This is a genomic window from Nocardioides coralli (assembly GCF_019880385.1).
In the GTDB taxonomy this organism is placed as follows: domain Bacteria; phylum Actinomycetota; class Actinomycetes; order Propionibacteriales; family Nocardioidaceae; genus Nocardioides; species Nocardioides coralli.
This window is the reverse complement of the sequence record NZ_CP082273.1, coordinates 3,118,026-3,141,078: the sequence shown is the minus strand read 5'-3', so window position 1 is coordinate 3,141,078 and position 23,053 is coordinate 3,118,026. Positions and strand designations below refer to the sequence as shown.

Genomic DNA, 23,053 nt, shown 5'->3' with positions numbered 1-23,053 from the left:
CGCGATGGGGACGTTCTGGCCGATCGCGAGACAATGGGGCCATGGTGAGCAACCAGCCGACCAACGAGCCGGCCACCGAGCCGGTCGACGGCCAGCGACACCGGGTGGTGGTCATCGGCTCCGGTTTCGGAGGCCTGTTCGGGACCAAGGCGCTCCGGCGGTCCGACGTCGACGTCACGATGATCGCCAAGACGACGCACCACCTCTTCCAGCCGCTGCTCTACCAGGTGGCCACCGGGATCCTCTCCGAGGGCGAGATCGCGCCGCCCACCCGTGAGGTGCTGAGCCGCCAGAAGAACGCCCGGATCCTGCTCGGTGAGGTCACGGGGATCGACCTGGAGCAGCGGCTGGTGACCTCCGAGGTCCTCGGCCGGCCCACGGTCACGCCCTACGACTCGCTGATCGTCGCGGCCGGCGCGGCCCAGTCCTACTTCGGCAACGACCACTTCGCCGAGCACGCGCCCGGGATGAAGAGCATCGACGACGCGCTGGAGCTGCGGGGCCGCATCTTCGGGGCCTTCGAGATGGCTGAGCTCGGCGCCACGCGCGGCGACGACGTGGACCACCACCTCACCTTCGTGGTCGTGGGCGCCGGTCCCACCGGCGTGGAGATGGCCGGCCAGATCGCCGAGCTGTCGCGGCGCACCCTGGAGAAGGACTTCCGCGCCATCAACACCCACTCGGCGCGGGTGATCCTCGTCGACGCCGCCGGTCAGGTGCTGCCGCCCTTCGGTGCGCGGCTCGGGGCCAAGGCGCAGGCCGAGCTGGAGAAGCTCGGGGTCGAGGTCGTCCTCGGCGCGATGGTCACCGACGTCGACGAACGCGGCCTCGAGCTCAAGTACAAGGACGGGCGCACCGAGCGCGTCAACGCGGTCACCAAGATCTGGGCCGCGGGCGTGCAGGCCAGCCCGCTGGGCCGGACGCTGGCCGAGCAGACCGGGGCGCCACTGGACCGGGCCGGCCGGATCGGTGTCAACGCCGACCTGACGCTGCCCGGCCACCCCGAGGTCTTCGTGGTCGGCGACATGATCGCCCTCGACAACCTCCCCGGCGTCGCGCAGGTCGCCATCCAGGGCGCCAAGTACGCCGCCAAGGAGATCGACGGCCGGCTGCAGGGCAAGGCGCCGCAGAAGCCGTTCAAGTACTTCGACAAGGGCTCGATGGCGATCATCAGCCGCTTCGACGCGGTCGCGATGGTCGGCAAGCTCCGTTTCTCCGGGCTGCTGGCGTGGTTGAGCTGGCTGGCCGTCCACCTCGTCTACCTGACCGGCTTCAAGAACCGGGTCACCGCGCTGCTGCGCTGGACGATCTCGTTCCTCGGCAGCGGCCGCTCGGAGCGGACCACGACCGAGCAGCAGATCTTCGCGCGGTCCGCCCTGGCCCGGCTCAAGGGCGGAGCGGCCGACCTGGTCTCGCCGCCCGGGGCCTACGACGCCGCCCGCGACCTGATCGAGGTGACCAGGCGCGAGCTGGAGGAGCGGGCCGAGGAGGAGGCGCGGCTCACCGACGCGGGCGTCCGCGGCGTACCGTCCGACGGGCGCTGACCCGACCCCCTGCTGGTCGCGGACTGTTCACCGGCCCGTCAGTGACCTGCGGCGGGCTCGCCCGTTGTGCCGGGCATGTGCGACGGCCACCACCACGGCACCCCGCCCCACCGACCGCTCACCCGACGTACGGCGCTGGCGACGGCGGGCACCGGCCTGCTGCTCGCCGGACTGACCTCGCCCGAGACCGCCGCGGCACGGGCCCCCGGATCGCGGCCGGCGACGGGCGCGGCCCGCAGCTCGCGGATCACGGCCGGCCGCACCCTCGTGCACGCCGACCTGCACAACCACACCCTGCTCTCCGACGGCGACGGCGACCCCGCTCTTGCCTTCGACTCGATGCGGAGCGCGGGGCTCGACGTCGCGGCCCTCACCGACCACGCGACCATGTCCGACAACGCGCTCGGGGACCTGATCAAGGACGCGATGCCGCAGGACTACCACCAGGTGGGCGGGCTGACGCCGCAGGGCTGGGACCGCACGGCCGCCTATGCCGACGCCGCCGACGTCGACGGGGCGTTCACGGCCGTCCGCGGCTTCGAGTGGTCCCACCCGCTGCTCGGCCACATGAACGTGTGGTTCAGCGAGCACTACACCGACGTCGTGCAGTCGGGACTCATGGCGCCCTTCCTCGAGTGGCTCCGTCGCGAACCCGGGCTGGTGCTCGACGGCGGCGGCGACGGCATCGCGGGCTTCAACCACCCGGGTCGCGAGCCCGGCCGCTTCGAGGAGTTCCGGTTCGACCCCCGGCTGCGCGACCGCGTGGTCTCCCTGGAGATGTTCAACCGCACCGACGACTACCTCTTCGAGGGGTACGCCGACGGCCGGAGCTCGCCGCTCTCGGCCTGCCTCGACGCCGGCTGGCGCACCGGCATCACCGGCGTCACCGACGAGCACGGCACCGACTGGGGCCACCCGGAGGGCAAGGGCCGGACCGGGCTGTGGGTCGCCGAGCACACCCGGGCCGGCGTCAAGGCTGCGATGCGTGACCGGCGCTTCTTCGCGACCCGGACCTCGGGGCTGCGGGTGGACGCCGTGGCGGCGGTGCAGGGTCGTCGGCCGGCGCCGATGGGGTCAGCGCTGCCACTGCGACGGGGTGACGTCACCTTCGTGCTCGACCTGGCCCGGGACGACAGCTGGCGTGGCCGGATGCTGTCGGTACAGGTGCTGCGGCCGGGCGGGAGGGTGCCGGAGGTGGTGGCGACGCGGGACTTCCGGGTGGGGGGACTGGTGGCCGTCACGGTGCCGCTCGACGTAGCGGACGGTGACTGGGTGCTGCTGCGGGTCGCGGACCCGCACGCGCGCAACGAGACGCCCGGGCCCGACGGGCACCCCGGCAACCTGCGGGGGATCGCCTACACGAGCCCGTGGTGGCTCACACCGTGACCGGGCGCTCGCCGTCCTGCCGCTGCGTCCGGGGCTCGTGGTAGGCGAGCCACCGCTGCAGCAGGTCCATGGTCTGGAGCGGCCTGGTGGTGACCGGTGCCGCCATGCCTCCGATAGCCATGCCCCGTCAACGAGGTGACCTGGGTCACGTTACGCCCGGTCTGGACCACCGGGGTGCCGCTGGGGGTGGTCGTCGTGGCACGCTCGGTCGCCACGTGACCCGGAGGTGGAACGAATGATCGACGTCGTGTGGGGCATCGGCGGCATGGCCGGTCTGCTGGTGATCGCGCTGGCGCTGTCCAGCAACCGCAAGGCCATCCGCTGGCGCACCGTCCTGGCCGCGCTGGGGCTGCAGGTCGGATTCGGCGTCATCGTGCTCTCGTGGTCGCTCGGCCAGCGCGGTCTCGAGGCGGCCTCGCGGGGCGTCCAGGCGGTCATCGACTCCTCGCGGGAGGGGATCGGCTTCCTCTTCGGGCCGGTGCTGCCCGAGGAGGGGGACGGCGTGGTGTTCGCCTTCCAGGTGCTGCCCGTCATCGTCTTCTTCGCCGCCCTGACCGCCGTGCTCTACCACTGGGGGGTCCTGCAGCGGGTGGTCTCGTGGCTCGGTGGGGCGCTGGGGCGCCTGCTCGGGACGTCGCACGCCGAGTCGGTCAACGCGGCCGCCAACATCTTCGTGGGCCAGACCGAGGCGCCGCTGGTGATCCGCCCCTTCGTCTCGGGGCTCTCCCGATCGGGGCTCTTCGCGGTGATGGTGGGAGGTCTGTCGACGGTCGCGGGGTCGGTGCTCGTCGGCTACTCGCTGCTCGGCGCGCCCTTGGAGTACCTCATCGCCGCCAGCTTCATGGCGGCCCCGGGCGCGCTGCTGATGGCGAAGATCATCGTTCCCGAGGACGACCCGGACGCCGTGGCGAGGGAGCGCGAGCTGGTGTCCTCCACCTCGTCGGCGCGGGCAGCCGGTGCCGGGGACAGCTCCGCCGACGTACCGCCCGCGGAGGTCGAGGACGACGCGCGCGAGGAGGAGGACCGCGGGGAGGCGGAGTCCGACGGGCTGCACCACCGCAACACGATCGACGCGGCGGCATCGGGAGCGGCCGACGGCCTGCGGCTGGCCGCGACGATCGGCGCGATGCTGCTGGCCTTCATCTCGCTGATCGCGCTGATCAACCTCGCGGTCGGGGGCGTGGGCGGCTGGTTCGGCCAAGAGGACCTGACTTTCGAGCAGATCCTGGGGTGGATCTTCGCGCCCGTGATGTCGATGATCGGCGTGCCGTGGGCCGAGGCCGCGGAGGCCGGCAGCTTCCTGGGTCAGAAGGTCGTGGTCAACGAGTTCGTCGCGTTCACCGGGTTCGGGCCGGAGATCGGCAGCTACAGCGAGAAGACCGCCGCCATCATCACCTTCGCGCTCACCGGCTTCGCGAACCTGGGGTCGCTGGGCATCCTGCTCGGCGGGCTGGGCGGGATCGCGCCCGAGCGCCGCCCCGACATCGCGGCGCTCGGCCTGCGCGCCGTGCTCGCGGCGACGCTGGCCAACCTGATGAGTGCCGCGATCGCGGGCATCCTCATCGGTTGACCGGAGTCGCTGGTCGGGGCGGGAGTCCCGCCCCGGTCAGCGGTACGGGTCGGCGATCCGGACGTGCTCCGGGTGGTCGATAGCCACCGTGTCGAGGCACTTGTCCCGGAACTCCAGCCACTTCTCCAGCAAGTCCAGCCCCTGCACCGGTCCACGGACCTCGGGGGCTGCCATCCCCATGATTGCCATGCCTGCTCAACGGTGTGACCCGGGCCACGTTACGCCCGGTCCAGACCACCGGCTTTCCGTGGCAAGGGCCGAGCTCAGAACGCCGTCCGGGCCGTGCGCCCCGCCGCACGGCCCGGACGACCTTGGCTGCGAGCTGCTAGCCGGCCACCTGAACCGCCAGGTCGATATCGGAGTCAAGCGTGAGAGTGCACGAGGTCACGTTCGTGTCTGTGCACGGCCCGTTGAGCCAGTTCACGGAAAACCCGAGCGTGCTGGCTGTGAGAGTGACCTGCGTACCGACGTCGTAGGTCGCAGTGCACGACCTTTGGGTCCCGGATCCGGTGGTGGTGCACGGATCGGGACTGAGGCTCGGCTCCGGACTAGCGACCATGGCCATGGTCCGGTGTCCCTGCTGTAGGAGAACCACCCTGAGCGTGACCTGCTCGATGAAGGTCGCCGCAACTGTCTTGTCGCTGTTCATGGTCACCGTGCACTCACCCGTTCCCGTGCAGGCGCCGCTCCAGCCGGCGAAGCGGTAGCCGGCCGTCGGGGTCGCGGTCAACGTGACCTGGTCACCGCCCGGCAGGACGGTTGAGCACGTCGTGCCGCAGCTGATGGCGCCGCCCGAGACTGTCCCGCCGTCGGTCGCGCTCTTGGTGACCGTCAGGGTGTGGATCGTGCTCGGGACGCACGTCAGGCTCAGCTCGCGGACAGCGTCAGTGACGGGTCCGTAGCCGATCTCGATCACGCCCTCCCCGACCTGGCCGACGCGGCACGGCAGCCCGTCGAGGCACGGTGAGCAGGCATGAGTGACTCGCTCGCCGGTCTCCTGCAGTAGCTTCACGCGTTTCGAGGTAGGCGCGATTGGGAGCCGTTCCATACCGCCAGGAATCTGGCAATGGCTATGGCCGCCGAAGCCGGCGAGGTCTTAGCGGAGCTGCAGTTGAGCTAAGACCATGAGGTCGAGCTCGCGTTGAGCGAGCCAGCATCTGACCTGCGCGGCCGCCTATCAGCCGAGCTGGCGATGTCCTGATCTACCTAGTTCTGTTGGCAGATCGGACGGGCGTTGACCGGGAGCATTGGCCATGGCCAAGCACGCGCGCAATGAGCGGCTCTTCCCACCCCAGTAGGTCGGACCGCTTCCATGTCTGCTCATCATGATGCCCAAGCACGCGCCGCGACTGTCGGACCCGTCCGCGGAACACACTGGACCCCAGGTGGGGTATGAATAGCCCCATGCTCGGGACTCGGAAGTCGTGCAATCCGCGTCGGGACTCACTCCCTGCCCTGACAATCGAGCAGGCTCCCAGCGGAGGGTTCCTGCTACCAAGTGCTCCACGACGTCCGCCCTCGACGCCAGACCAGGACTGAACCGACGAGTTTCATCGCGTGCTTCTTCCAGCTACGCACAATCGTGACGGAGAGTAATGAAGGCGACCGCAATCACAGTTCATCGGCTGATCCAGGGATCGAAGGTGTTCCTGATCCCCACGTTTCAGCGTCGATACACGTGGCGCAAAGAACAATGGGAACAGTTGTGGAATGACCTGCTTATCGAGTACGGCCTCGAGCACCCAGACGACCCCGAGGCTCTATACGGCCATTTCCTCGGAAGCGTCGTGCTTCATCCAGCGCTCGGCCCCGCATCGACGCTAATGCGACACCAGGTTATTGATGGCCAGCAACGGTTGACAACCATCCTGATCCTGCTCGCCGCATTACGCGACGTCAGGAAGGAAGCCGACCCCACTTGGAATCCAGGCTCCATCGACGATCAATACTTGCGTAATCCGTTCAGCACGGACTTCCCGGACCGCCTCGTCCCCACCAAACTCGACCGCGAAGCCTACGAGCGAACTGTACGACTCCAGGACCCGACAGGGGATATTGGGGTGGCGTACAATTTTTTCAAGATGGCTATCGAACGCGCCATGCGTACTGATGATCTATCGCTGGACCGTCTAGAGAATACGCTGCTGCTTAACATGCTGCTAGTGGAGATAACAACCAAAACCGGCGATTCGGTCAATAGCATTTTCAATACGTTGAATTCGAAAGGCATGGACCTCTCAGCTGCCGATCTCGTTCGCAATGAAGTGCTTCACCACATTGGCACAGGCGCTGCTGACGAAGCGCACAGCGAGTACTGGGTGCCGATGGAGGTCAACCTCGTCACTCCGCGATCGAAGTCTCCTGATCGCGAGTTCGTCACTTTTCTGTGGTCTCGCGAGGTCGCGATCAACCCCAAGACTTCTCGGGACGACCTTTTCTCGAAGTTCGAGAAGCGGCTTCGAGTCACTCTCAACGCATTGCCCGCTCAAGAACGAAACGACCACGCTCTGGGCGTTCTCCAGGAGATGTACGACGATCATCTCCTGTTCCTCATCGTGCGGGACCCCGCTCGCGGGCAAGCCGATAGTCGCATCGCACGTGAACTGCTCGAATCTCTGCAGACCCTCAAGGATTGGCGATCCGAACCAGCTACCCCCGTTGCCCTTTGGCTCTTGAAAGCGGCCATGGCGGGTGACATCGAGCAAAGCGACGCCGCGGCCGCCATCGACGTCCTCATGAGTTACCTTGTCAAGCGTACTCTCAATGGCGTTCCCACCAACCAGCTTAACCGGCTCCTAACTCCCGTGGCGCACGATCTCGCGCAGCGCGGCGCCAATGAGTCTGTAAGCGAGCGAATGAGATTGCTCTTGAGCAAGCAGGGGTACTACTGGCCCACAGATGATCAGGTACGTGCCGCGGTCGTCGGGAATCCGATCTACGCCTCTGCGCGCCGGTACGTGAAGTTTCTACTCTCAGTTGCTGAGGAACGCCTCCCCGGGATGGAGTCGGCCGACCTTTCCAAAAGCCAAATCGAGCATGTCATGCCGCAGTCGCTTTCCGGGGAGTGGCGGGCGTACTTCGAGTCGGCCGATATTGACCTCTCTGACGCGGAGGCCCTCACACACACACTCGGCAATCTGACCTTGACTGACAATAATCAGCGAATGGGTAACTCGAGTTTCAAGGTGAAGACCCAGGAGTTCTTCGATCAGTCAGCTTTGCGGCTAAACAGGGCACTCGCCGAAATGCCGCGATTCTATCCGGCGGATATCCAAGCCCGTAGTGAATCCCTGGCGAACTCTATCCTCGAAAGGTTCCATCATCAACCGCTGGCCAGCTCCGCTGACGCCAGTCAGGACGAGTCCGGAGCTTCGGTGCGGGATCGACTGCAGTCTCTGCTACAGAGCTTGCCTGTGACCCGGTGGGTCACCGAGGACGACCTGGTTGCCGTTCTAGGTGCGGCCCATGACGACATTCGAGAGATCGTTGCAACGCTCGACGCAACACTTGCCCGGCTAATTCGGACGGAAAGCAAGGCAATCCCCACTTGGCTACCGGGTGAGCTCAAGTCGAGGGTGGCTGACCAAGACCGGGCACAATTCGACCTCGGCAAGAGAATGCAGTCGGAGGAATTGAGCGAGTTTACGGCTAAGGCAGATCGCCAGGACGGCGATCCCGATGACACCGGCGACACTTTCGATGATGAGCAGTGACTGACATCGACCCTGGAGAAGAGCGGGCGCCGTCATCCCTGCGACGCAGATTGTGGGCGGCGATGGCTGCCATACCAGTCGTCGTGATCCCAGCGCTCGAGTGGCTTCCTTGGATTCCGGAACAGGCTCGTCCCTATGCGATCTTGGTGAGCCTGGTGCTTGCAGTCGCTGGCCTCGTCCTCTTGAGACGCGATGAGCGAGATGTGGAGCGACGGTTAGTTGAGAATCAGCGGCTGCGGCAAGGTATACGAACTGCGCAACCTGAGTATTTACTACGGCAAATAGCGGGCACGCTGTTCGCGAAGGGAGCCTGGAGGCTGACCGTGTACAAGAAGCAGCACTCTTCGGAGTCGCATATTGGGGACCACTTGGTAAGGCTGGCGACAGCAGCAAGCGACAAGGACCAGGAGGAGCTGGGCGCGACTCAGCTGCTGATAACTGCAGACACAATGTTCGAGTTCACTTTTCGCGCGAACCTAGCAGACCCTAAGTTCCGGCAACCAGTCCAGTCTGGCCTTTCACCGGAGGACGTTCATTCGTCTGCGTGGAATGACTGGCGGGACGAGATATTTGGCGTTGCCGCGGTCGTAGGCGACACCTCGACGTTCCGCGCACGCAAAATGGTGTGGTACGCGGCGCAGGACCCAGAGCGTCAAACCATCTACTGCGCTATCGCCGAATCCGCCGACCCAGAAGGCATCGTGGTCGACCACTTGGACCATGGATTCACTCCTGCCTGGCTGTTCTTCGTTGCACGAGTTGCGGAGATGCGGTCAACGGTGGCGAGCAACTAGGACCGACTCCCTCTCGTCCCCGGGGGGACCCCGCCGGAAGTAGCTCGTTCACCGGAGCGTCTTAGCAGCCGGGAATCCGCCACGGTTTAGGCTGCGTTTCTATCGATGGCACCGGCAAAGCCCTCGGTCGCGCAACAAGTGGGCCCTTGTGGGTAAGAGGCAGTGCTTGGACCCAACATCGCCCTAGTCTGCTGCGCATTCTGGTTGTCTGCACATGAGGCTGCCGATGTTCTTGGCGTTGTCGTAGGTACGGTTTATAACCTCGCGAGCGATCGCCTGTTGGGAGGGCGCGCGCCACTGATCGAGGTGGTCGCAAGCCGGGTGCAGCGACATCGCGTGGACGGCTAGGGTCACTCCGGCGAGGGCAAGTACCGAAGCACGCTCGAGCACCTCACCAGCCGTTTGCATGCCTAAACGGTCGTCCACCAGTCGGACGCGAACCCGACAGCAAGGACACACCACCGTGGTCTGCGCAATCAGCCACCTCTGACCACCTGACTCACAGGTTGAAGGCACGGGCCGGGCAGTCAATATCTAGGTCTCCAGGTAAGAACTGAGTGGCGAGCTCCTCCACGCACGCGATGATATGAACCTTTGCAGACAGCACGAAGCCACGTTCGTCGATGCGCCACCGGCACGCACGGCGTGTGATCGCGCAATGCCGAGGCAGAACGGGGGCTGCGGGAACCCCAGTCGCGGGCGCTTCGACTGCCCGAACCGCGTTAAGGACGCACCGCCCGCTCGTTGTCCGCCCAGCCGACCGTCCAGGTTCATTCCGACTATCTGCCGTCGGTCGACGCCGCGGCAGGGCAGTGTGACCCGACTCTCTTGGACCCTCGACGAATTGAACTCGGTAGGTCTGACTCCTTACGCCCCGGAACATCCCTAGTTAGGGTGACGTGAGTCACACTTGCCTGAAAGGACTGGGACCTTGCCTTCACTGACACCCGACTACCTCCGCGGTCACATCGATACGCGAATCCAGAACGCAGACGGAGCGCCAGATGCTGGCAACGCTGGGGACGCCGAATACGGAGAGCTCATGTACAACATGATTCTCGAGGCGGCTGCCAAGCAGATGGAAGAGTCGGGAGAAGCATCCGCGGATGAGGTGACCGTCGACCTGAAGGCGCGGCTGCGGCCCAAGGAGCTCCCTGAGGGCGAAACTCATCCGCTCGGCGGGTGTGTGGAGGTCTGCGTCGGAGTAATCGTTCAGGTCTGCTATCACCGCAACTTTAAGGGAAGTCGGCCCGGGAAAGGATGAATCAGGGCACAGAGGCGGTTGGCTTCGACCCAGACTTTCTGCGCGAACCCCTCGCGGTGCCCTCGGCCCCCGGGATGGCAACGGCGCAGCTTGACTATGTGCATTTCTCCCTGCAGTTGAACACCGAGCGACGGCTCGCGTGGTGGGTCGCTTGGAACATTGACGGCCGGCGCCTCTTCAGTGCGGACGGCATCCATCGCGTCGACTTCCGAGCTGACGACCGCCTCTCTGACGAGCTTCAAACCCTCAACGACTTGTACCTCGACAACCACTTAGACAGAGGCCACATCGCGCGACGAGCTGACCTGCTGTGGGGCACGCTGCCCGAGGCCTTAGCCGGCAACCGCGACTCCTTCTTCTACACGAACATCACTCCTCAAATGCGTGACTTCAATCAGTCGAGGCGCGACGGAGTGTGGGGGCTGCTTGAAAATGCAGTGCTTGAGCTCGACAAGATCGAGAGTCGGCGAGTGACCTTGTTCGGGGGTCCAGTTCTTGCCGCCTCCGATCCTGTCTATCGCGGCAGGCAGATCCCCAAAGATCACTGGAAGGTCGTTGCCTATGCAGTCGGAGGACAGGTGCAGTTCCGCTGCTTCGTACTTTCACAAGATCTCAACCCTGACCGCATCGAGACCATGGACTACCTCGATGAGTTCAAGACCCACCAAGTGACCTTGACCGACCTGGAGATGCGGACAGGACTCCAATTTGAGAGCCTTCGAAGCCACGACGACGGGCTCCTGGCCCGCGCGTTGGAGGGGGGGAGGGTCGTCGCGGACGCTAGGGACGTTGAATGGTGAGCGGACTTCCGGCGCCCAAGCCAGCTCAAACCGGGGCCTCGGCGGCACAACGTCGGCCGCCTCTAGAGACTGACCCTTACCGTAGCTGCATCCGCTCGAAGCGGGAACCATTGCCGCGACGCGAGGTCACGACTTCGGAATCGCGATCGCCAGCGCGGGCCAGCGCACCCTCAGCGTCTGAGGCGTTGAGGGAGCGTTTCGTCAACGGAACGGGCACATGAGGACAAGACCAAAGCCACGCGAGCCTGGTGGTGGAGGACTCTCGTGAACCCATTCGAGCCCAGGTGCTAGCAGGTGCGTAGCAGGGACGCTCGCGCGGCGAATCCCAGGTCGGAGGCGCAGGCCGCTGACCTGGGCTAATGCTGGTAGGCCCTGTGGGACTCGAACCCACAACCAACGGATTAAAAGTCCGGAGCTCTGCCAATTGAGCTAAGGGCCCGGCAGGGACTCTAGTCGGGGTCGGCGGACGGGTCGGCGGTCAGGCCGTCCGGGGGCTTTCGTCGTACAGCCGGGCAGGGGTGGGGCTGGTCCAGCGGAACTCGAGCGGTACGGCGTCGAGGTCCGCCCCGCCCGCGCGCCCGGTCGCGAGCACCCCGAGCTCCTGCGCTGCGAGCACGGCACGCATCCGGTCGCCCACGCCGAGCTTGCGGTAGATGCTGCGCAGGTGGGCGTGGACGGTCCGCGGCGAGAGCTGCATCCGGTGACCGATGGCGACGGCGGTCAGCCCCTCCTGCAGCAGGGCCAGCACCGCGACCTCCCGCGCCGTGAGCCCGACCCCCTGCAGGTGGGGTGGCTGGCCCTCGAGCAGCTCGGTCTGGCGTTCCAGGACGGCGAGGAGCGTCTGGATCCGGCGGGCAAGCTCGAGCTCCTCGTCGGTGAAGTCGTCGCTCGAGCGCGCCATGACGAACGTGCGGTACCTGCCCGGCGCGAGCACGTAGGGCATGGAGAGCTGTTGCTCGAAGCCGTAGGGCTCGAGCACCTCCTGCACCAGCGCGAAGCCGTCGGGGGGCACGAGGTCGCGCGGGACCCGGCCGTTGGTCATGGCCGTCGCGTCACCGGTCCGCGTGAACCAGCACACCAGCGGGTGCTTGAGGAGCGCGTCGGCCATCCACGCCCCGTCGTCGGCCGTGGTGGCGAACCCCGGGAGGGGCCCCGAGGTCTCCCAGCCGAACCGGCCTCCCTCGTCCATCCAGTTCCACGAGATGTTGCAGTCGAAGGTGTCGAAGAGCTGCTCGGCGATGATGGCCCGCGGGAACGGCCCGTTGTGATGTCGGGTCAGGTCGGCCAGCAGGTCCAGCCACTCGTCGTACCGCGCTCGAGCGCTCCTCATCGATCCCACCCCCGCAGCGACCGGTGCGGCCGCTCTCGGCCGCATTCCGGACGCCATCGGCATCAGTGCCGGATACCCGAACAGATTGCACCCGGTGCCCGGTGGGGGCAAGACCGGTGTCCGCAACCGGACACCCGCTCGGCGGTCGCGGTCACCGGTTTAGACCATCTGGGTGATGGGGGCGCGCGGCTCGTGGCCCTACCGTGGCCTGAGGCGACCCTGTGGGTGGTGGGGTCCAGCGCGCAGGGGGTCCCACATGTCCACGACGAGGTCTCGGCGCGCGCGGCGGGTCCTCGCCGCCGGCGGCGCGCTGCTGGTGTGCCTGCCGCTCGCACTCTCCGGACCGGCGTACGCCGCGCCGCCGCCCAACGACGACATCACCGGTGCCACGCGCATCAGCCAGGAACCCGCGAGCCACCGCTTCGACTCCACCGAGGCGACCCGCGAGGCCGGCCGGCTGCCGTGCGTCGGCTCACGGAGCGTGTGGTTCCGCTTCCGGGCCACCGACACCGAGCGGCTGCGCCTCACGACAGCGGGCTCCTCGTTCGACACCGTGCTCGCGCTCTTCAGCGGGCCGCGCCGGTCGCCGACCCTCATCGACTGTGACGACGACGCGCGGTTCGACACCACGTCCTCGCTGCGCCAGCAGGTGCGGCAGGGCGGCCGATACTGGATCGCGGTGAGCTCCTTCGGCGGCGGCCCCGGCGGCGAGGGCGTGCTCACCGTCGGCGACCCCGTGCCCCCGAGCGTCGAGGTCACCATCGAGGAAGCCCGTGCCGGGCGCGCGTCCGGGCGCCTCGTCGTCGTGGGCGAGATGACCTGTGCCTCGCCCAACAGCTTCAGCGTCGCCGTGCTCGTGAGCCAGCGGGTGAGCAGCGGCGGAGTGGCTCGGGGCACGGGTTTCGGCGACGCCCCCTGCGACGCCGACACCCGGACCTGGGAGGCGGTCCTCGACAGCGAGACCGGTTGGGCCTTCGAGGACGGTCCGCTGGCTGTGGACGTGGTCGCCCAGTCGTGGAACGGATTCGCCCGCGCCCGTACCGAGGAGTCCGAGATCCTCACCGCCTCCAGCGACTCCAACGCCCGCCCCGGCCGCTGAGGCGGCACAGACCACCGCCCGGCTCCCCCAGGGCAAGGGGAGCCGGGCGGCGTGCCGGGGCGGGAAGCGTCAGTACGTCGCGACGTTGAGCAGCTTCTCCTTGGTGTTGTCGGGGTCGTCGACGTCGTTCCAGTTGGTGGTGGCGGAGCCCTGCAGCGCGCTCTTCACCTGCGCGGGCGTCGCGCCCGGGTGGGTCGCCGCCCACAGCGCGGCGCCGCCGGCGACGTGCGGGGCAGCCATCGAGGTGCCCGACAGCGTCGAGTAGGTACCGGCCATGGAGGTGCTGCGGATGCAGACACCGGGGGCGATGATGTCGACGTCGGCGCCGTAGTTGGAGAAGTTGGCGAAGGTGTCGTCGACGTCGGAGCGGCAGGTGCTGGCCGCCCCACCACCGGGCGTGCCGTTGAAGTCGGCGAGGGCGCTGACGGTGATCACCTCGTCGTACGCCGCCGGGGTGGAGTTCTTGGCGTCCTCGGAGTCGTTACCGGCGGCGACCACGAAGGTCACGCCCGCGGCCACGGCGTCGCAGATCGCGGCGTGCATGGCGTCGTTGTTGCTGGCGCCGCAGTTGCCGTCGTCGGAACCGCCGCCGCCGAGGCTCATGTTGGCGATCTCGATCTTGTCGGCGTTGGCAGCGACGTAGTCGATGCCGCAGATCACGTCGGAGTTGAGGCCCGTGCCGACGGCGGTCAGCACCTTGACCGGCCAGATCCGGGCACCGGGGGCGACGCCGACCACGCCGGTCTTGTTGTCGAGCGCGGCGACGGTGCCGGCGACGTGGGAGCCGTGGCCGTGGTCGTCCTCGGCGCCGAGGCCGACCGAGCAGTTCTTGGCGCCCTGCCGATAGACGTTGAGGTCGGGGTGGTCGAGGTCGACACCCGTGTCGATCACGGCGACGTCGACGTTGACGCGCTGGTCGACCCCGTTGATGGCGGCCGTGGGGGAGGCGTCGGCGTCGACGCGGTTGACGCCGGTCGGGGTGGACTGGGCGGTGGCCTTGACCGGCGTGTCGCGCTGCACCCACGCGACGCCGGGGAGCGCCTCGACGGCCGCCGCGGTGGAGGGGGTCATCGTGGTGGAGTAGCCGTCGATGGCCGTCGTGTAGACGTGGCCGAGCTCGAGGCCGAACCGGTCGGCGTGGGCGTTGGCGACAGCCTTCGCTGCCGCGCCGTCCTCCAAGACGACGATGTAGTTGTCGGGGGCGCTGCCCGGCTTGCCGCTGGGCTCGGCGGACGCGGTGGCGGGGGCCAGCGCCGCTGCACCAAGCGCGAGGGCGGCCGCGCCTGCGGCCGCCATGGTCAGGGGGGTCCTGTGCATGGGGATCCTTGTCCGAGATGGTCGCCGCGAGGTGCGGCCTGACGTGAGGGCCAACGAGGCCCCGCGCGCAGGAGTGACGGCCGGTGTTGCTTCAGGTCTCTGCAACGCAGGTCTCTGCAGCGACGACCTCACCGACTGGCCACCGGACGTTCGTCTCCGTCTGCGGAGAAAACGCCGCTCCGAATCTTCCCTTGTGCGCCGAGGTTGGTAGTGTCAGGGCCGCAACAGGTGCAAGTTCCAGCAGGTCTGACGCCCGCGGAGTTTGTGAGCCAACGGCGTTTCTTCGGGTGTGCCTTCCAGTCACGCAAGTCGGAGCGACGTGTCACCGCACCTGGTGTGGGCCGTCGAAGTGGCGGCTCTCGCCCCGACGAAGGAGTAACGAGCACAATGGCTCAGGGCACCGTGAAGTGGTTCAACGCCGAGAAGGGTTTCGGCTTCATCGCGCAGGAGGACGGCGGCGACGACGTCTTCGTGCACTACTCGGCCATCCAGAGCCAGGGCTACAAGTCCCTGGACGAGAACCAGAAGGTGGAGTTCGACGTCACCCAGGGCCCCAAGGGTCCCCAGGCTGAGAACGTCCGCCCCCTCTGATCAGCACCTGATCAGGCTTCGACGAGGCCCCACCCGCTCGGGTGGGGCCTCGTCTTTTTCAGGGATTTTTCATCCATTCCGCGTTTGGCTGTCAGACCGACCGGGCATCGTTGACAGTGGGAGCAGCAGCAAGACACGGGGGTGGGAGGAATCATTTCGGTGCACGACCAGTTCGACGTGTCCCTCGAGGACGCCGACCTCCTCGGCGAGGTCGAACTGACCACCACTCTGATCATCGCCGCGAGCGAGTCGGAGGATCACCTCACGCCCGAGGAGATCGACCGCATCCTCGGCGTCACGCCCCACACCGAACGCACCTGACTCGGCTCCAGACTCAGCAGGTCGCGAAGAGCACCGGGCCGCTCGACAGGTCCGACAGCACGTAGCTCCCGGCCAGCGGGTCCAGCCGCATCGTCACCACGGATCCCTCGGCCGTGACCCGGCCCAGCGTGAACCGGTCTGCGAAGTCGCCCCCCTGGCCCGGTGCCGGCCCGCTCGCCAGCCGGGCCCGCGAGTCGGCGTTGGCGCGGGCCTGCTCGTCGCTCTCGAACGACATCGCCACCCGTACGCCGCCACCGGGCTGGGCCGACATCGCGAACCCCGTCAGCGGGTCGACCCTCCCCGCGGCCGCGATCAGCTGGTCGGCCTGGTCCTGGTCGGAGTCGCCGGCCGAGCCCATCGCCAGCCGTCCGCAGACGACCTCTCCGTCGAAGACCGCCGCCGCGAGTGGCTCGCCCGAGGCGTCCACGACCTCGTCGAGTCCGTCCAGACCACCCTCGCCGCCGGTCACGGCGGGCAGCGCCTGCTCGAGGTAGCCCTGGGTGTCGGAGGAGACGACGACCCGCTGACCCTCGTCGAGGGCGAGGAACTGCAGCTCCGGGGTGAGGGTCCCGATCCGGGGCAGCAGGTCGATGCCGCCGACCCACACCCCGTCCTCATCCTCCGGCCGCTGGTAGCCCAACCCCTCCAGCCGGTCGGCCAGCTCCTCGAAGTCGGTGCCCTCGACGACCCGCATCACGACCACGGCGCCGTCCTGCGACTGGCTCAGCAGCTCCCAGTCCAGCGTGGCGGGGGAGAAGCCGAACCGCTCGTGCATCACCTCCGTCGACTCCGGCAGCGCCGACATCGACGACAGGTCGCGATCGAACGCGCGGGTCATGAACGCCGACACCTCGCCACTGGGGGCGTCGGCTGCGATCTCGACGCCGAGCTCGCGGCGTACGTCGCCCCAGTCGGTGAAGGTCAGCCGCTGCGCGTCGGGCGGGGCCCAGGAGATCGCCCGCTGGAAGTCGTTCTGCTGCAGGGTGCGCCACCACCACGCCACGCCGGCGAGCAGGGCGAGGACGGCGACCACGGCGACGACGGCCCACCAGCGGTTGCGCACCCAACCCTCCTGTCCGGCTCGAAGTGGTGTGAGACTAGCCCCATGCCGTCTGCCAGGGACGTGGTCGCCGCCGGCGTCGTCACCTTCCGCCCAGGCCGCCAGGTGCTGCTGGTCCACCGTCCCCGCTACGACGACTGGTCCTTCCCCAAGGGCAAGCTCGACCGCGGCGAGCTGGCTCCCGTGGCCGCGGTCCGCGAGGCGGCCGAGGAGACCGGCCTCCACGTCAGGCTCGGGCCGCCGCTGGCCAGCCAGCGCTACCCCATGGGCGGTGACCGGCACAAGGTGGTCCACTACTGGGTCGCCTGGCCGGTCGACGACCACGACGTGTCGGGCTACCGCGTCAACGACGAGATCGACGAGGTCGTGTGGCTCCCCTACGACCAGGCGCTCCACCGGCTCAGCTACGCCCGGGACCGCAACACCCTGGTGGAGGCCAAGCGGCTGCGGAAGCGGACGCGGGCGCTGGTCGTGCTGCGGCACGCCAAGGCCCGCTCGCGCAAGGGGTGGGGCAGGAAGAAGGACGATCTCGCCCGACCACTCATCTCGCTCGGCCACGGCCAGGCCAGCCGCCTGGTGCCGCTGCTGTCGGCGTACGACGCCACCCGGGTGGTCAGCTCGCCGGCGGCCCGCTGCGTCGACACCGTGCGGCCCTACGCCGACGCGTCCGGCTGGAAGGTCGAGGAGCTGGACGGCATCAGCGAGGAGGGCGCGTCGGCAGAGTCGGTGGTGACCGCCGCCGACGACCTGCTCGCCGGCCACGACAGCGCGGTCATCTGCACCCACCGGCCGGTGCTGCCCGCGGTGTTCGACGCCCTCGCCCTGCCCGACCGCCCCCTCGACCCGGGCGGGATGGTCGTGGTCCACCACCGCAAGGGGACGGTGGTGGCGACCGAGGTCCACGAGCGGCCCTGAGCACCTCGCGCGGGCCCGTTCACGTGACGGTGGTCTCACGCTCGGCCGTTTGTGGCCGAATCGCCCGGTCTCGTTCACCACCCGTTCACCTGTCGCCACGGGTCCTGCAACCTCGGCTCCCTAGCGTCGCCGCTGTCAGACCCGACTGATACTTCAGGAGACCGAAGTGAAGACCACGTCCATGCGCCGGGCGCTCGTGCCCGGCATCGCGGCCCTCGGGCTGCTCCTCACCGCCTGCGGTGGGGGCCAGACCGGTGCTGGTGGCGCTGGGGGCGTCAGCGGCTCGGTCGCCGTCGACGGCAGCTCCACCGTCTTTCCCCTGAGCGACGCGGCCGCCGAGCTGCTCGCCGAGGAGAACCCCGACATCCGCGTCACCGTCGGCGAGGCCGGCACCGGTGGCGGCTTCGAGGTCTTCTGCCAGGGCCAGACCGACGTCTCCGACGCCTCGCGCCCGATCGAGGAGGACGAGGTCGAGGTGTGCGAGAAGCAGGGGATCGAGTACACCGAGCTCCAGGTCGCCACCGACGCGTTGACCATGGTGGTCCACCCCGACCTCGACGTCGACTGCCTGACCGTCGACCAGGTGAAGAAGCTGTGGGGACCGGACTCGAAGGTCGACAACTGGCAGGACCTCGACCCGAGCTTCCCCGACCAGGAGATCTCGCTCTTCGGTCCCGGCACCGACTCCGGAACCTATGACTACATGGCGGCCGACGTGATCGGCGACGAGTCCGAGTCGACCCGTGACGACTACGAGTCCTCCGAGGACGACAACCAGCTGGTCTCCGGTGTCGCGGGCACCCAGGGCGCGACCGGCTACTTCGGCTACACCTACTACGAGCAGAACGCCGAGCAGCTCAAGGCGCTCCAGATCGACAACGGCGACGGGTGCGTGGAGCCGTCCCCGGAGACCGCTGCCGACGGCACCTACACCCCGCTCTCGCGGCCGCTGTTCATCTACGTGAACAACGCCAAGTACACCGAGAACGAGGCCACCTCGACGTACGTCGACTTCTACATCGAGAACCTGGCCGAGCTCGCCGAGGCGGCGCAGTTCATCCCGCTGAACGACGAGCAGTACGCTGACACGCAGTCGAGCCTCGAGGGCATCTCCGGCTGAACGAAGCCACAAGAAAGCGCTGCATGACTACGACTACCTCTGGTGCCGCAGGCCCGCCCCCCGGGGCGGGCCTGCGGTCCGCTCCCCGATCCCTGAAGGGGCGCTCCCGCCCCGGCGAGACCGTGATCAAGGCGGTCCTCTTCGTCGCCGCGATGATCTCGATCCTGACGACCATCGGCATCGTCGTCACCCTGCTGCGGCCGAGCCTGGACTTCTTCGCCGAGGCCTCGATCATCGACTTCCTCATCGGCACCGACTGGGCGCCCCGGCGCGGCGAGTTCGGCGCCGTGCCGCTGGTCAAGGCGACGTTCCTGATCACGCTCATCGCCCTGCTGGTGTCGGTGCCCGTGGGCCTGGGCGCGGCGATGTACCTCTCGGAGTACGCCTCCGCCCGTACCCGCAAGATCTTCAAGCCGGTGCTCGAGCTGCTGGCCGGTGTGCCCTCCGTCGTCTACGGGTTCTTCGCCCTGACGGTGATCACCCCGTGGCTGCTGCAGGACCTGCTGGCGCTGGACGTCGGGTTCACCAACGCCCTCGCCGCCGGCCTCGTCCTGGGCGTCATGATCGTGCCGACCGTGGCGTCGCTCTCGGAGGACGCGATGAGCGCCGTACCGCTGGCACTGCGGCAGGGCTCGCTCGCGATGGGCGCCAACAAGATGCAGACCACGCTCCGCGTGGTGTTCCCGGCCGCGCTCTCCGGCATCGCGGCCGCGATCGTGCTCGGTCTGTCGCGCGCCGTGGGGGAGACCATGATCGTCACCCTCGCCTCGGGGTCGCTGCCCAACATGAGCGCCGACCCGCGGGACGGCATGCAGGCCATGACGGGCTACATGGCGACCACCGCCGGCGGTGAGAACCCCGTGGGGTCGCTCGAGTACAACACCCTGTTCGCCATCGGGCTGCTGCTGTTCGCGATCACCCTCGTGATCAACATGGTCAGCATCAGCCTGGTCCGACGCTTCCGCCAGGAGTACTGATGGCCACTGCTGTAGCCACCACACGCCCCGGCGCCATCGCGACCGGGCGCAGCCGCGACCGCACCCCCGGATCCATGGCCTTCCTCATCGCGCTGTGGGCGTCCCTGTTCTTCGGGGTGACGGTGCTGCTCGTGCTCATCGTGTCCACGGCGCTCGACGGCGCCGCACGCATGGACGGCGCCCTGTTCTCCAACTACCTCTCCTCGCTGCGGCCGGAGTCGACGGGCTTCCGGGCCGGCATCCTCGGCTCGATGTGGCTGATGCTCGGCACGGCGCTGCTCTCGGTGCCGCTAGGCATCGCCTCGGCGCTCTACCTCGAGGAGTTCGCCGACCGGAACCGCTGGTACAACCGGCTGATCGAGCTCAACCTGCAGAACCTCGCCGCCGTACCCGCGGTCGTCTACGGGCTGCTGGCCGTCGCGGCGATGGCGCTGCTGGGCTTCCAGGAGACGGGGATCGTGCTCGGCGGCTCGCTCGCCCTGGCGCTGCTGATCCTGCCGGTCGTCATCATCACCACGCGCGAGGCCGTCCGGGCGGTGCCCAACGAGATCCGGTTCGGATCGCTCGCGCTGGGGGCCACGGTGTGGCAGACCACCTGGCGTCAGACCCTGCCCTCCGCCGTACCCGGCATCGCGACCGGCACCATCCTCGGGCTGTCGCGCGCCATCGGTGAGGCGGCGCCGCTGCTGTTGCTCGGTGTGGCCGTCGGCATCCGGTTCGACCCCAACGGCTTCCTCAGCCAGTTCACGGCCCTGCCGATGCAGATCTACAACCAGACGTCGCGGTCGCAGGAGGAGTTCCAGACCGCCGCGGCCGCTGCCATCATCGTGCTGCTGGTGATGATTCTCGGGATGAACGCGCTCGCAATTTTCATCCGCAACAAGTTCCAGAGGACGTGGTGAGACCATGGCCACACACCCGCACACCTTCTCGACCCGTGAGGACAGCGCCGTGACGACCGCCGACCGCGACACCACCGGGACCGTGGACGACACGGCCGGCAGCGTGAGCGGCCTCGCCGCTCCGGGCTCGGCCGAGCGCGAGCTGCCCGACGCCCCGCCGGACCCCGTGATGGAGGCCTTCGGGCTCAACGTCTACTACGGCGACTTCCACGCCGTGCACGACGTGAACCTGTCGTTCGGCAAGAACGAGATCACCGCGCTGATCGGCCCGTCGGGCTGCGGCAAGTCGACCGTGCTGCGCTGCCTGAACCGGATGAACGACCTGGTGGCGGGCGCGCGCGTCGAGGGCGACATCCTCTACCACGGGCAGAACATCTACGGCCGCGGCGTCGACCCGATCGCCGTGCGCACCCACATCGGCATGGTGTTCCAGAAGCCGAACCCGTTCCCGAAGTCGATCTACGACAACATCGCCTACGGCCCCCGGGTCATCGGCATGAAGGTCGACAACATGGACGACACGGTCGAGGAGGCGCTGCGCGGCGCCGCGCTGTGGGACGAGGTCAAGGACAAGCTGAAGGACTCGGCGTACGGGCTGTCCGGCGGTCAGCAGCAGCGGCTCTGCATCGCGCGGACCATCGCCACCAAGCCCGACGTGATCCTCATGGACGAGCCCTGCTCGGCCCTCGACCCGATCGCGACCTCGCGCATCGAGGACCTGATGGTGGGGCTGCGCGAGGAGTTCACGATCATCATCGTGACCCACAACATGCAGCAGGCCGCGCGCGTCTCCGACCGGACGGCGTTCTTCACCGCCCGCCCCGACGAGACCACCGGCAACCGCACCGGTCTCCTGGTCGAGTACGACCTCACCAGCCGGATCTTCACCAACCCCAACGACAAGCGGACCGAGGACTACATCTCCGGCCGTTTCGGGTGACCGGGGGCCCGGGGGACCCCGGGGTCGGGCCCGGGCCGCAGGGTCGGTAGTCCCTAACGAAGGGGCTGCCGAACGGGCACTTTCTCAGCCCTTTCGTTAGGGACTACCCCACCCCCCGGGGTGTGCAAGGGCGTCGGACGGACGGCGTCACCTACGCGGGGTGCCGGGGAGCCCACCGGTCCGCAACCGGTGGCGGAGCAGCCGCGAGCGCATACTCGGGTCGAGCGCCCGGCGTTGGTCCACCGTCACCGTGGGCGTCCACCACGGCGGTGGCTCGATGGTCCAGGCGCGCGTGCTCTCCGCTGCGTGCGCGGCGCGGGCGTACGTCGCGTGCAGGCGGGAGACGAACCCGTCGATGTCGCTGAAGTCGGGTGCCAGCATCACCACGTACTCGAGCCCGACCGACCGGAACAGGTGCTCCCGCCGGACGTCCCTGGCCCGCTGTCGCCCGGCGAGGTGGACCGCCCCGTCGTACTCGCCGACGACTCCCGCCACGGGATCGAGCAGGTCGGGAACTCCGAGGAGTCGGCCGGCCCGGTCGAAGACGGGTCGGTTCGTGAGGGGCCGGGGCTTGCCGGCGTCGACCTCCCACACGAGCCGCATCAGGGACTCGCGGACCGACCAGCTGTTCTCGTCGGCCAGCGGCAGGGCGGCCCGGCACTGGGGGATCCCGGTCCACCCGTTGAGCTCGTCGGCGAACGCGGCCGCTTCCGAGATGCTCACGAGGTCGGAGTACGCCGCCATGTCGAGGACCACCGCAGCTGACCGTTCGTCCGCGGCGTACCGCATCTCGAAGGTCGCCGAACGCACCGCCGTGGTGACGCGCAGCCCGTCGACCTCGGTGAGGTCCTCCGGCCGACACCGTTCCTCGCTCATGGTGATCCCCGGTTGCGAGCGACCGTGGAACATCCCGGTGGCGAGAGTCACCGGCCGTGGAGTCACCCCGTCGGCGCCGAGTCCGTCGAACCACGGCGCGTGCTGCCAGCGGAGGGCTGCCCAGCCGGTGACGCCGCCGTACGGCAGCAGACAGGCCGCAGCCTCCACGATGCGCTGCTCGACGACGGTGGGGTCGAGGTACGCCGGGACGTACCAGCCGTGGGCGCTGGCCCGCCACCTCGGCCCCCGTGCCTGGCCTCTGGTCGGCCCCGCCAGGCCGGCCGGGTCGATGCGGACCGGAGCCACGAGCCCGGGCCGGTTCGGGTGGAACGGAGGTGGGTGGAACACCCCGACATGCTCACCGGTCCCGGGGAGCCTGGGCGCCCCTCATCCACAGGGGGCTGGGGGGTGCGGTCGGTGGTGCCGCCGGTGGGCTCGCCCCGAGCGAGGTAGTCCCTCACGAAATGGCTGTGTTTTGGGCCGTGAGCCAGCCCTTTCGTTAGGGACTATCCCACTCAGCGGACCAGGGTCGAC

General features: G+C 68.1%; 21 protein-coding genes and 1 tRNA gene. 15 read left to right on the top strand and 7 right to left on the bottom strand.

Going from position 1 to position 23,053, the window contains the following annotated elements; all coding sequences use genetic code 11:
* Positions 1 to 41: 41 nt before the first annotated feature.
* The 3 genes from K6T13_RS15495 (at position 42) to K6T13_RS15485 (ending at position 4,500) form a co-directional block, all read left to right on the top strand.
* On the top strand, positions 42 to 1,544 hold the full coding sequence (locus K6T13_RS15495) for an NAD(P)/FAD-dependent oxidoreductase (protein ID WP_222895429.1): 1,503 nt from the start codon (positions 42 to 44) through the stop codon (positions 1,542 to 1,544).
* A gap of 75 nt (positions 1,545 to 1,619) precedes the next feature.
* Entirely contained in the window at positions 1,620 to 2,930 is a 1,311-nt protein-coding gene (locus K6T13_RS15490) for a CehA/McbA family metallohydrolase (RefSeq protein ID WP_222895428.1), read from the top strand.
* A 235-nt stretch (positions 2,931 to 3,165) separates the two neighbouring features.
* Positions 3,166 to 4,500: a NupC/NupG family nucleoside CNT transporter gene (locus K6T13_RS15485; protein WP_222895427.1), complete on the top strand. Its 1,335-nt coding sequence runs from the start codon at positions 3,166 to 3,168 to the stop codon at positions 4,498 to 4,500.
* A gap of 36 nt (positions 4,501 to 4,536) precedes the next feature.
* Here K6T13_RS15485 and K6T13_RS15480 read toward each other — a convergent pair whose 3' ends face one another.
* Positions 4,537 to 4,689 (bottom strand): hypothetical protein, encoded by a 153-nt coding sequence (locus K6T13_RS15480; RefSeq protein ID WP_222895426.1) that lies wholly within the window; start codon positions 4,687 to 4,689, stop codon positions 4,537 to 4,539.
* A gap of 136 nt (positions 4,690 to 4,825) precedes the next feature.
* Positions 4,826 to 5,512, bottom strand: coding sequence for an InlB B-repeat-containing protein (locus K6T13_RS15475; protein ID WP_222895425.1), 687 nt, complete (start codon positions 5,510 to 5,512; stop codon positions 4,826 to 4,828).
* 583 nt (positions 5,513 to 6,095) lie between these two features.
* On the opposite strand from K6T13_RS15475, the gene K6T13_RS15470 reads away from it, so the two are divergent.
* The 4 genes from K6T13_RS15470 to K6T13_RS15455 all read left to right on the top strand — a co-directional run bounded on the left by K6T13_RS15470 (position 6,096) and on the right by K6T13_RS15455 (position 11,071).
* The gene (locus K6T13_RS15470) at positions 6,096 to 8,213 is read left to right on the top strand and encodes a DUF262 domain-containing protein (RefSeq protein WP_283247929.1); all 2,118 of its coding nucleotides are present in this window, start codon (positions 6,096 to 6,098) and stop codon (positions 8,211 to 8,213) included.
* Positions 8,210 to 9,007, top strand: a complete 798-nt coding sequence (locus K6T13_RS15465; protein ID WP_222895423.1) for a hypothetical protein — start codon at positions 8,210 to 8,212, stop codon at positions 9,005 to 9,007. Before K6T13_RS15470 ends, K6T13_RS15465 begins: the two co-directional genes overlap by 4 nt.
* 1,042 nt (positions 9,008 to 10,049) lie before the next feature.
* Positions 10,050 to 10,271 carry a hypothetical protein gene (locus tag K6T13_RS15460; RefSeq protein ID WP_222895422.1) on the top strand — a complete coding sequence of 74 codons (222 nt, stop codon included), beginning with the start codon at positions 10,050 to 10,052 and terminating at the stop codon, positions 10,269 to 10,271.
* Positions 10,268 to 11,071 carry a DNA/RNA non-specific endonuclease gene (locus K6T13_RS15455; RefSeq protein ID WP_346729093.1) on the top strand — a complete coding sequence of 268 codons (804 nt, stop codon included), beginning with the start codon at positions 10,268 to 10,270 and terminating at the stop codon, positions 11,069 to 11,071. Before K6T13_RS15460 ends, K6T13_RS15455 begins: the two co-directional genes overlap by 4 nt.
* A 363-nt stretch (positions 11,072 to 11,434) precedes the next feature.
* Here K6T13_RS15455 and K6T13_RS15450 read toward each other — a convergent pair.
* Together K6T13_RS15450 and K6T13_RS15445 are read right to left on the bottom strand one after the other, a co-directional pair.
* Positions 11,435 to 11,510, bottom strand: a tRNA-Lys gene (locus K6T13_RS15450).
* A gap of 39 nt (positions 11,511 to 11,549) precedes the next feature.
* Positions 11,550 to 12,401, bottom strand: a complete 852-nt coding sequence (locus K6T13_RS15445; RefSeq protein WP_222895420.1) for a response regulator transcription factor — start codon at positions 12,399 to 12,401, stop codon at positions 11,550 to 11,552.
* A gap of 256 nt (positions 12,402 to 12,657) precedes the next feature.
* Here K6T13_RS15445 and K6T13_RS15440 point away from each other — a divergent pair, with 256 nt between their 5' ends.
* The gene (locus K6T13_RS15440) at positions 12,658 to 13,500 is read left to right on the top strand and encodes a hypothetical protein (protein ID WP_222895419.1); all 843 of its coding nucleotides are present in this window, start codon (positions 12,658 to 12,660) and stop codon (positions 13,498 to 13,500) included.
* 69 nt (positions 13,501 to 13,569) lie between these two features.
* Here K6T13_RS15440 and K6T13_RS15435 read toward each other — a convergent pair whose 3' ends face one another.
* Complete coding sequence (locus K6T13_RS15435) at positions 13,570 to 14,817, bottom strand: S8 family serine peptidase (RefSeq protein WP_222895418.1); 1,248 nt, start codon at positions 14,815 to 14,817, stop codon at positions 13,570 to 13,572.
* A gap of 387 nt (positions 14,818 to 15,204) precedes the next feature.
* Between K6T13_RS15435 and K6T13_RS15430 the strand changes: the two genes are divergently transcribed.
* Entirely contained in the window at positions 15,205 to 15,408 is a 204-nt protein-coding gene (locus tag K6T13_RS15430) for a cold-shock protein (protein ID WP_028650227.1), read from the top strand.
* Between the two features lie 159 nt (positions 15,409 to 15,567).
* Positions 15,568 to 15,729 (top strand): hypothetical protein, encoded by a 162-nt coding sequence (locus K6T13_RS15425; RefSeq protein ID WP_222895417.1) that lies wholly within the window; start codon positions 15,568 to 15,570, stop codon positions 15,727 to 15,729.
* Between the two features lie 13 nt (positions 15,730 to 15,742).
* Here the strand turns inward: K6T13_RS15425 and K6T13_RS15420 are convergent, their stop codons facing one another.
* Positions 15,743 to 16,792, bottom strand: a complete 1,050-nt coding sequence (locus tag K6T13_RS15420) for a hypothetical protein (RefSeq protein ID WP_222895416.1) — start codon at positions 16,790 to 16,792, stop codon at positions 15,743 to 15,745.
* 42 nt (positions 16,793 to 16,834) lie between these two features.
* On the opposite strand from K6T13_RS15420, the gene K6T13_RS15415 reads away from it, so the two are divergent.
* The 5 genes from K6T13_RS15415 to pstB all read left to right on the top strand — a co-directional run bounded on the left by K6T13_RS15415 (position 16,835) and on the right by pstB (position 21,643).
* Positions 16,835 to 17,704, top strand: coding sequence for an NUDIX hydrolase (locus tag K6T13_RS15415; RefSeq protein ID WP_222895415.1), 870 nt, complete (start codon positions 16,835 to 16,837; stop codon positions 17,702 to 17,704).
* A 166-nt stretch (positions 17,705 to 17,870) separates the two neighbouring features.
* Positions 17,871 to 18,824 carry a PstS family phosphate ABC transporter substrate-binding protein gene (locus K6T13_RS15410; RefSeq protein WP_249423820.1) on the top strand — a complete coding sequence of 318 codons (954 nt, stop codon included), beginning with the start codon at positions 17,871 to 17,873 and terminating at the stop codon, positions 18,822 to 18,824.
* A 122-nt stretch (positions 18,825 to 18,946) separates the two neighbouring features.
* Positions 18,947 to 19,801: a phosphate ABC transporter permease subunit PstC gene (gene pstC, locus K6T13_RS15405; RefSeq protein ID WP_249423819.1), complete on the top strand. Its 855-nt coding sequence runs from the start codon at positions 18,947 to 18,949 to the stop codon at positions 19,799 to 19,801.
* Entirely contained in the window at positions 19,801 to 20,703 is a 903-nt protein-coding gene (gene pstA / locus K6T13_RS15400) for a phosphate ABC transporter permease PstA (RefSeq protein WP_222895413.1), read from the top strand. The genes pstC and pstA overlap by 1 nt, the downstream gene beginning before the upstream one ends.
* A gap of 169 nt (positions 20,704 to 20,872) precedes the next feature.
* A complete protein-coding gene (pstB, locus tag K6T13_RS15395; RefSeq protein ID WP_222898326.1) occupies positions 20,873 to 21,643 on the top strand; it encodes a phosphate ABC transporter ATP-binding protein PstB in 771 nt (256 codons plus the stop codon).
* A gap of 147 nt (positions 21,644 to 21,790) precedes the next feature.
* Here the strand turns inward: pstB and K6T13_RS15390 are convergent, their stop codons facing one another.
* Positions 21,791 to 22,867 carry a hypothetical protein gene (locus K6T13_RS15390; RefSeq protein WP_222895412.1) on the bottom strand — a complete coding sequence of 359 codons (1,077 nt, stop codon included), beginning with the start codon at positions 22,865 to 22,867 and terminating at the stop codon, positions 21,791 to 21,793.
* Positions 22,868 to 23,053 lie beyond the last annotated feature (186 nt).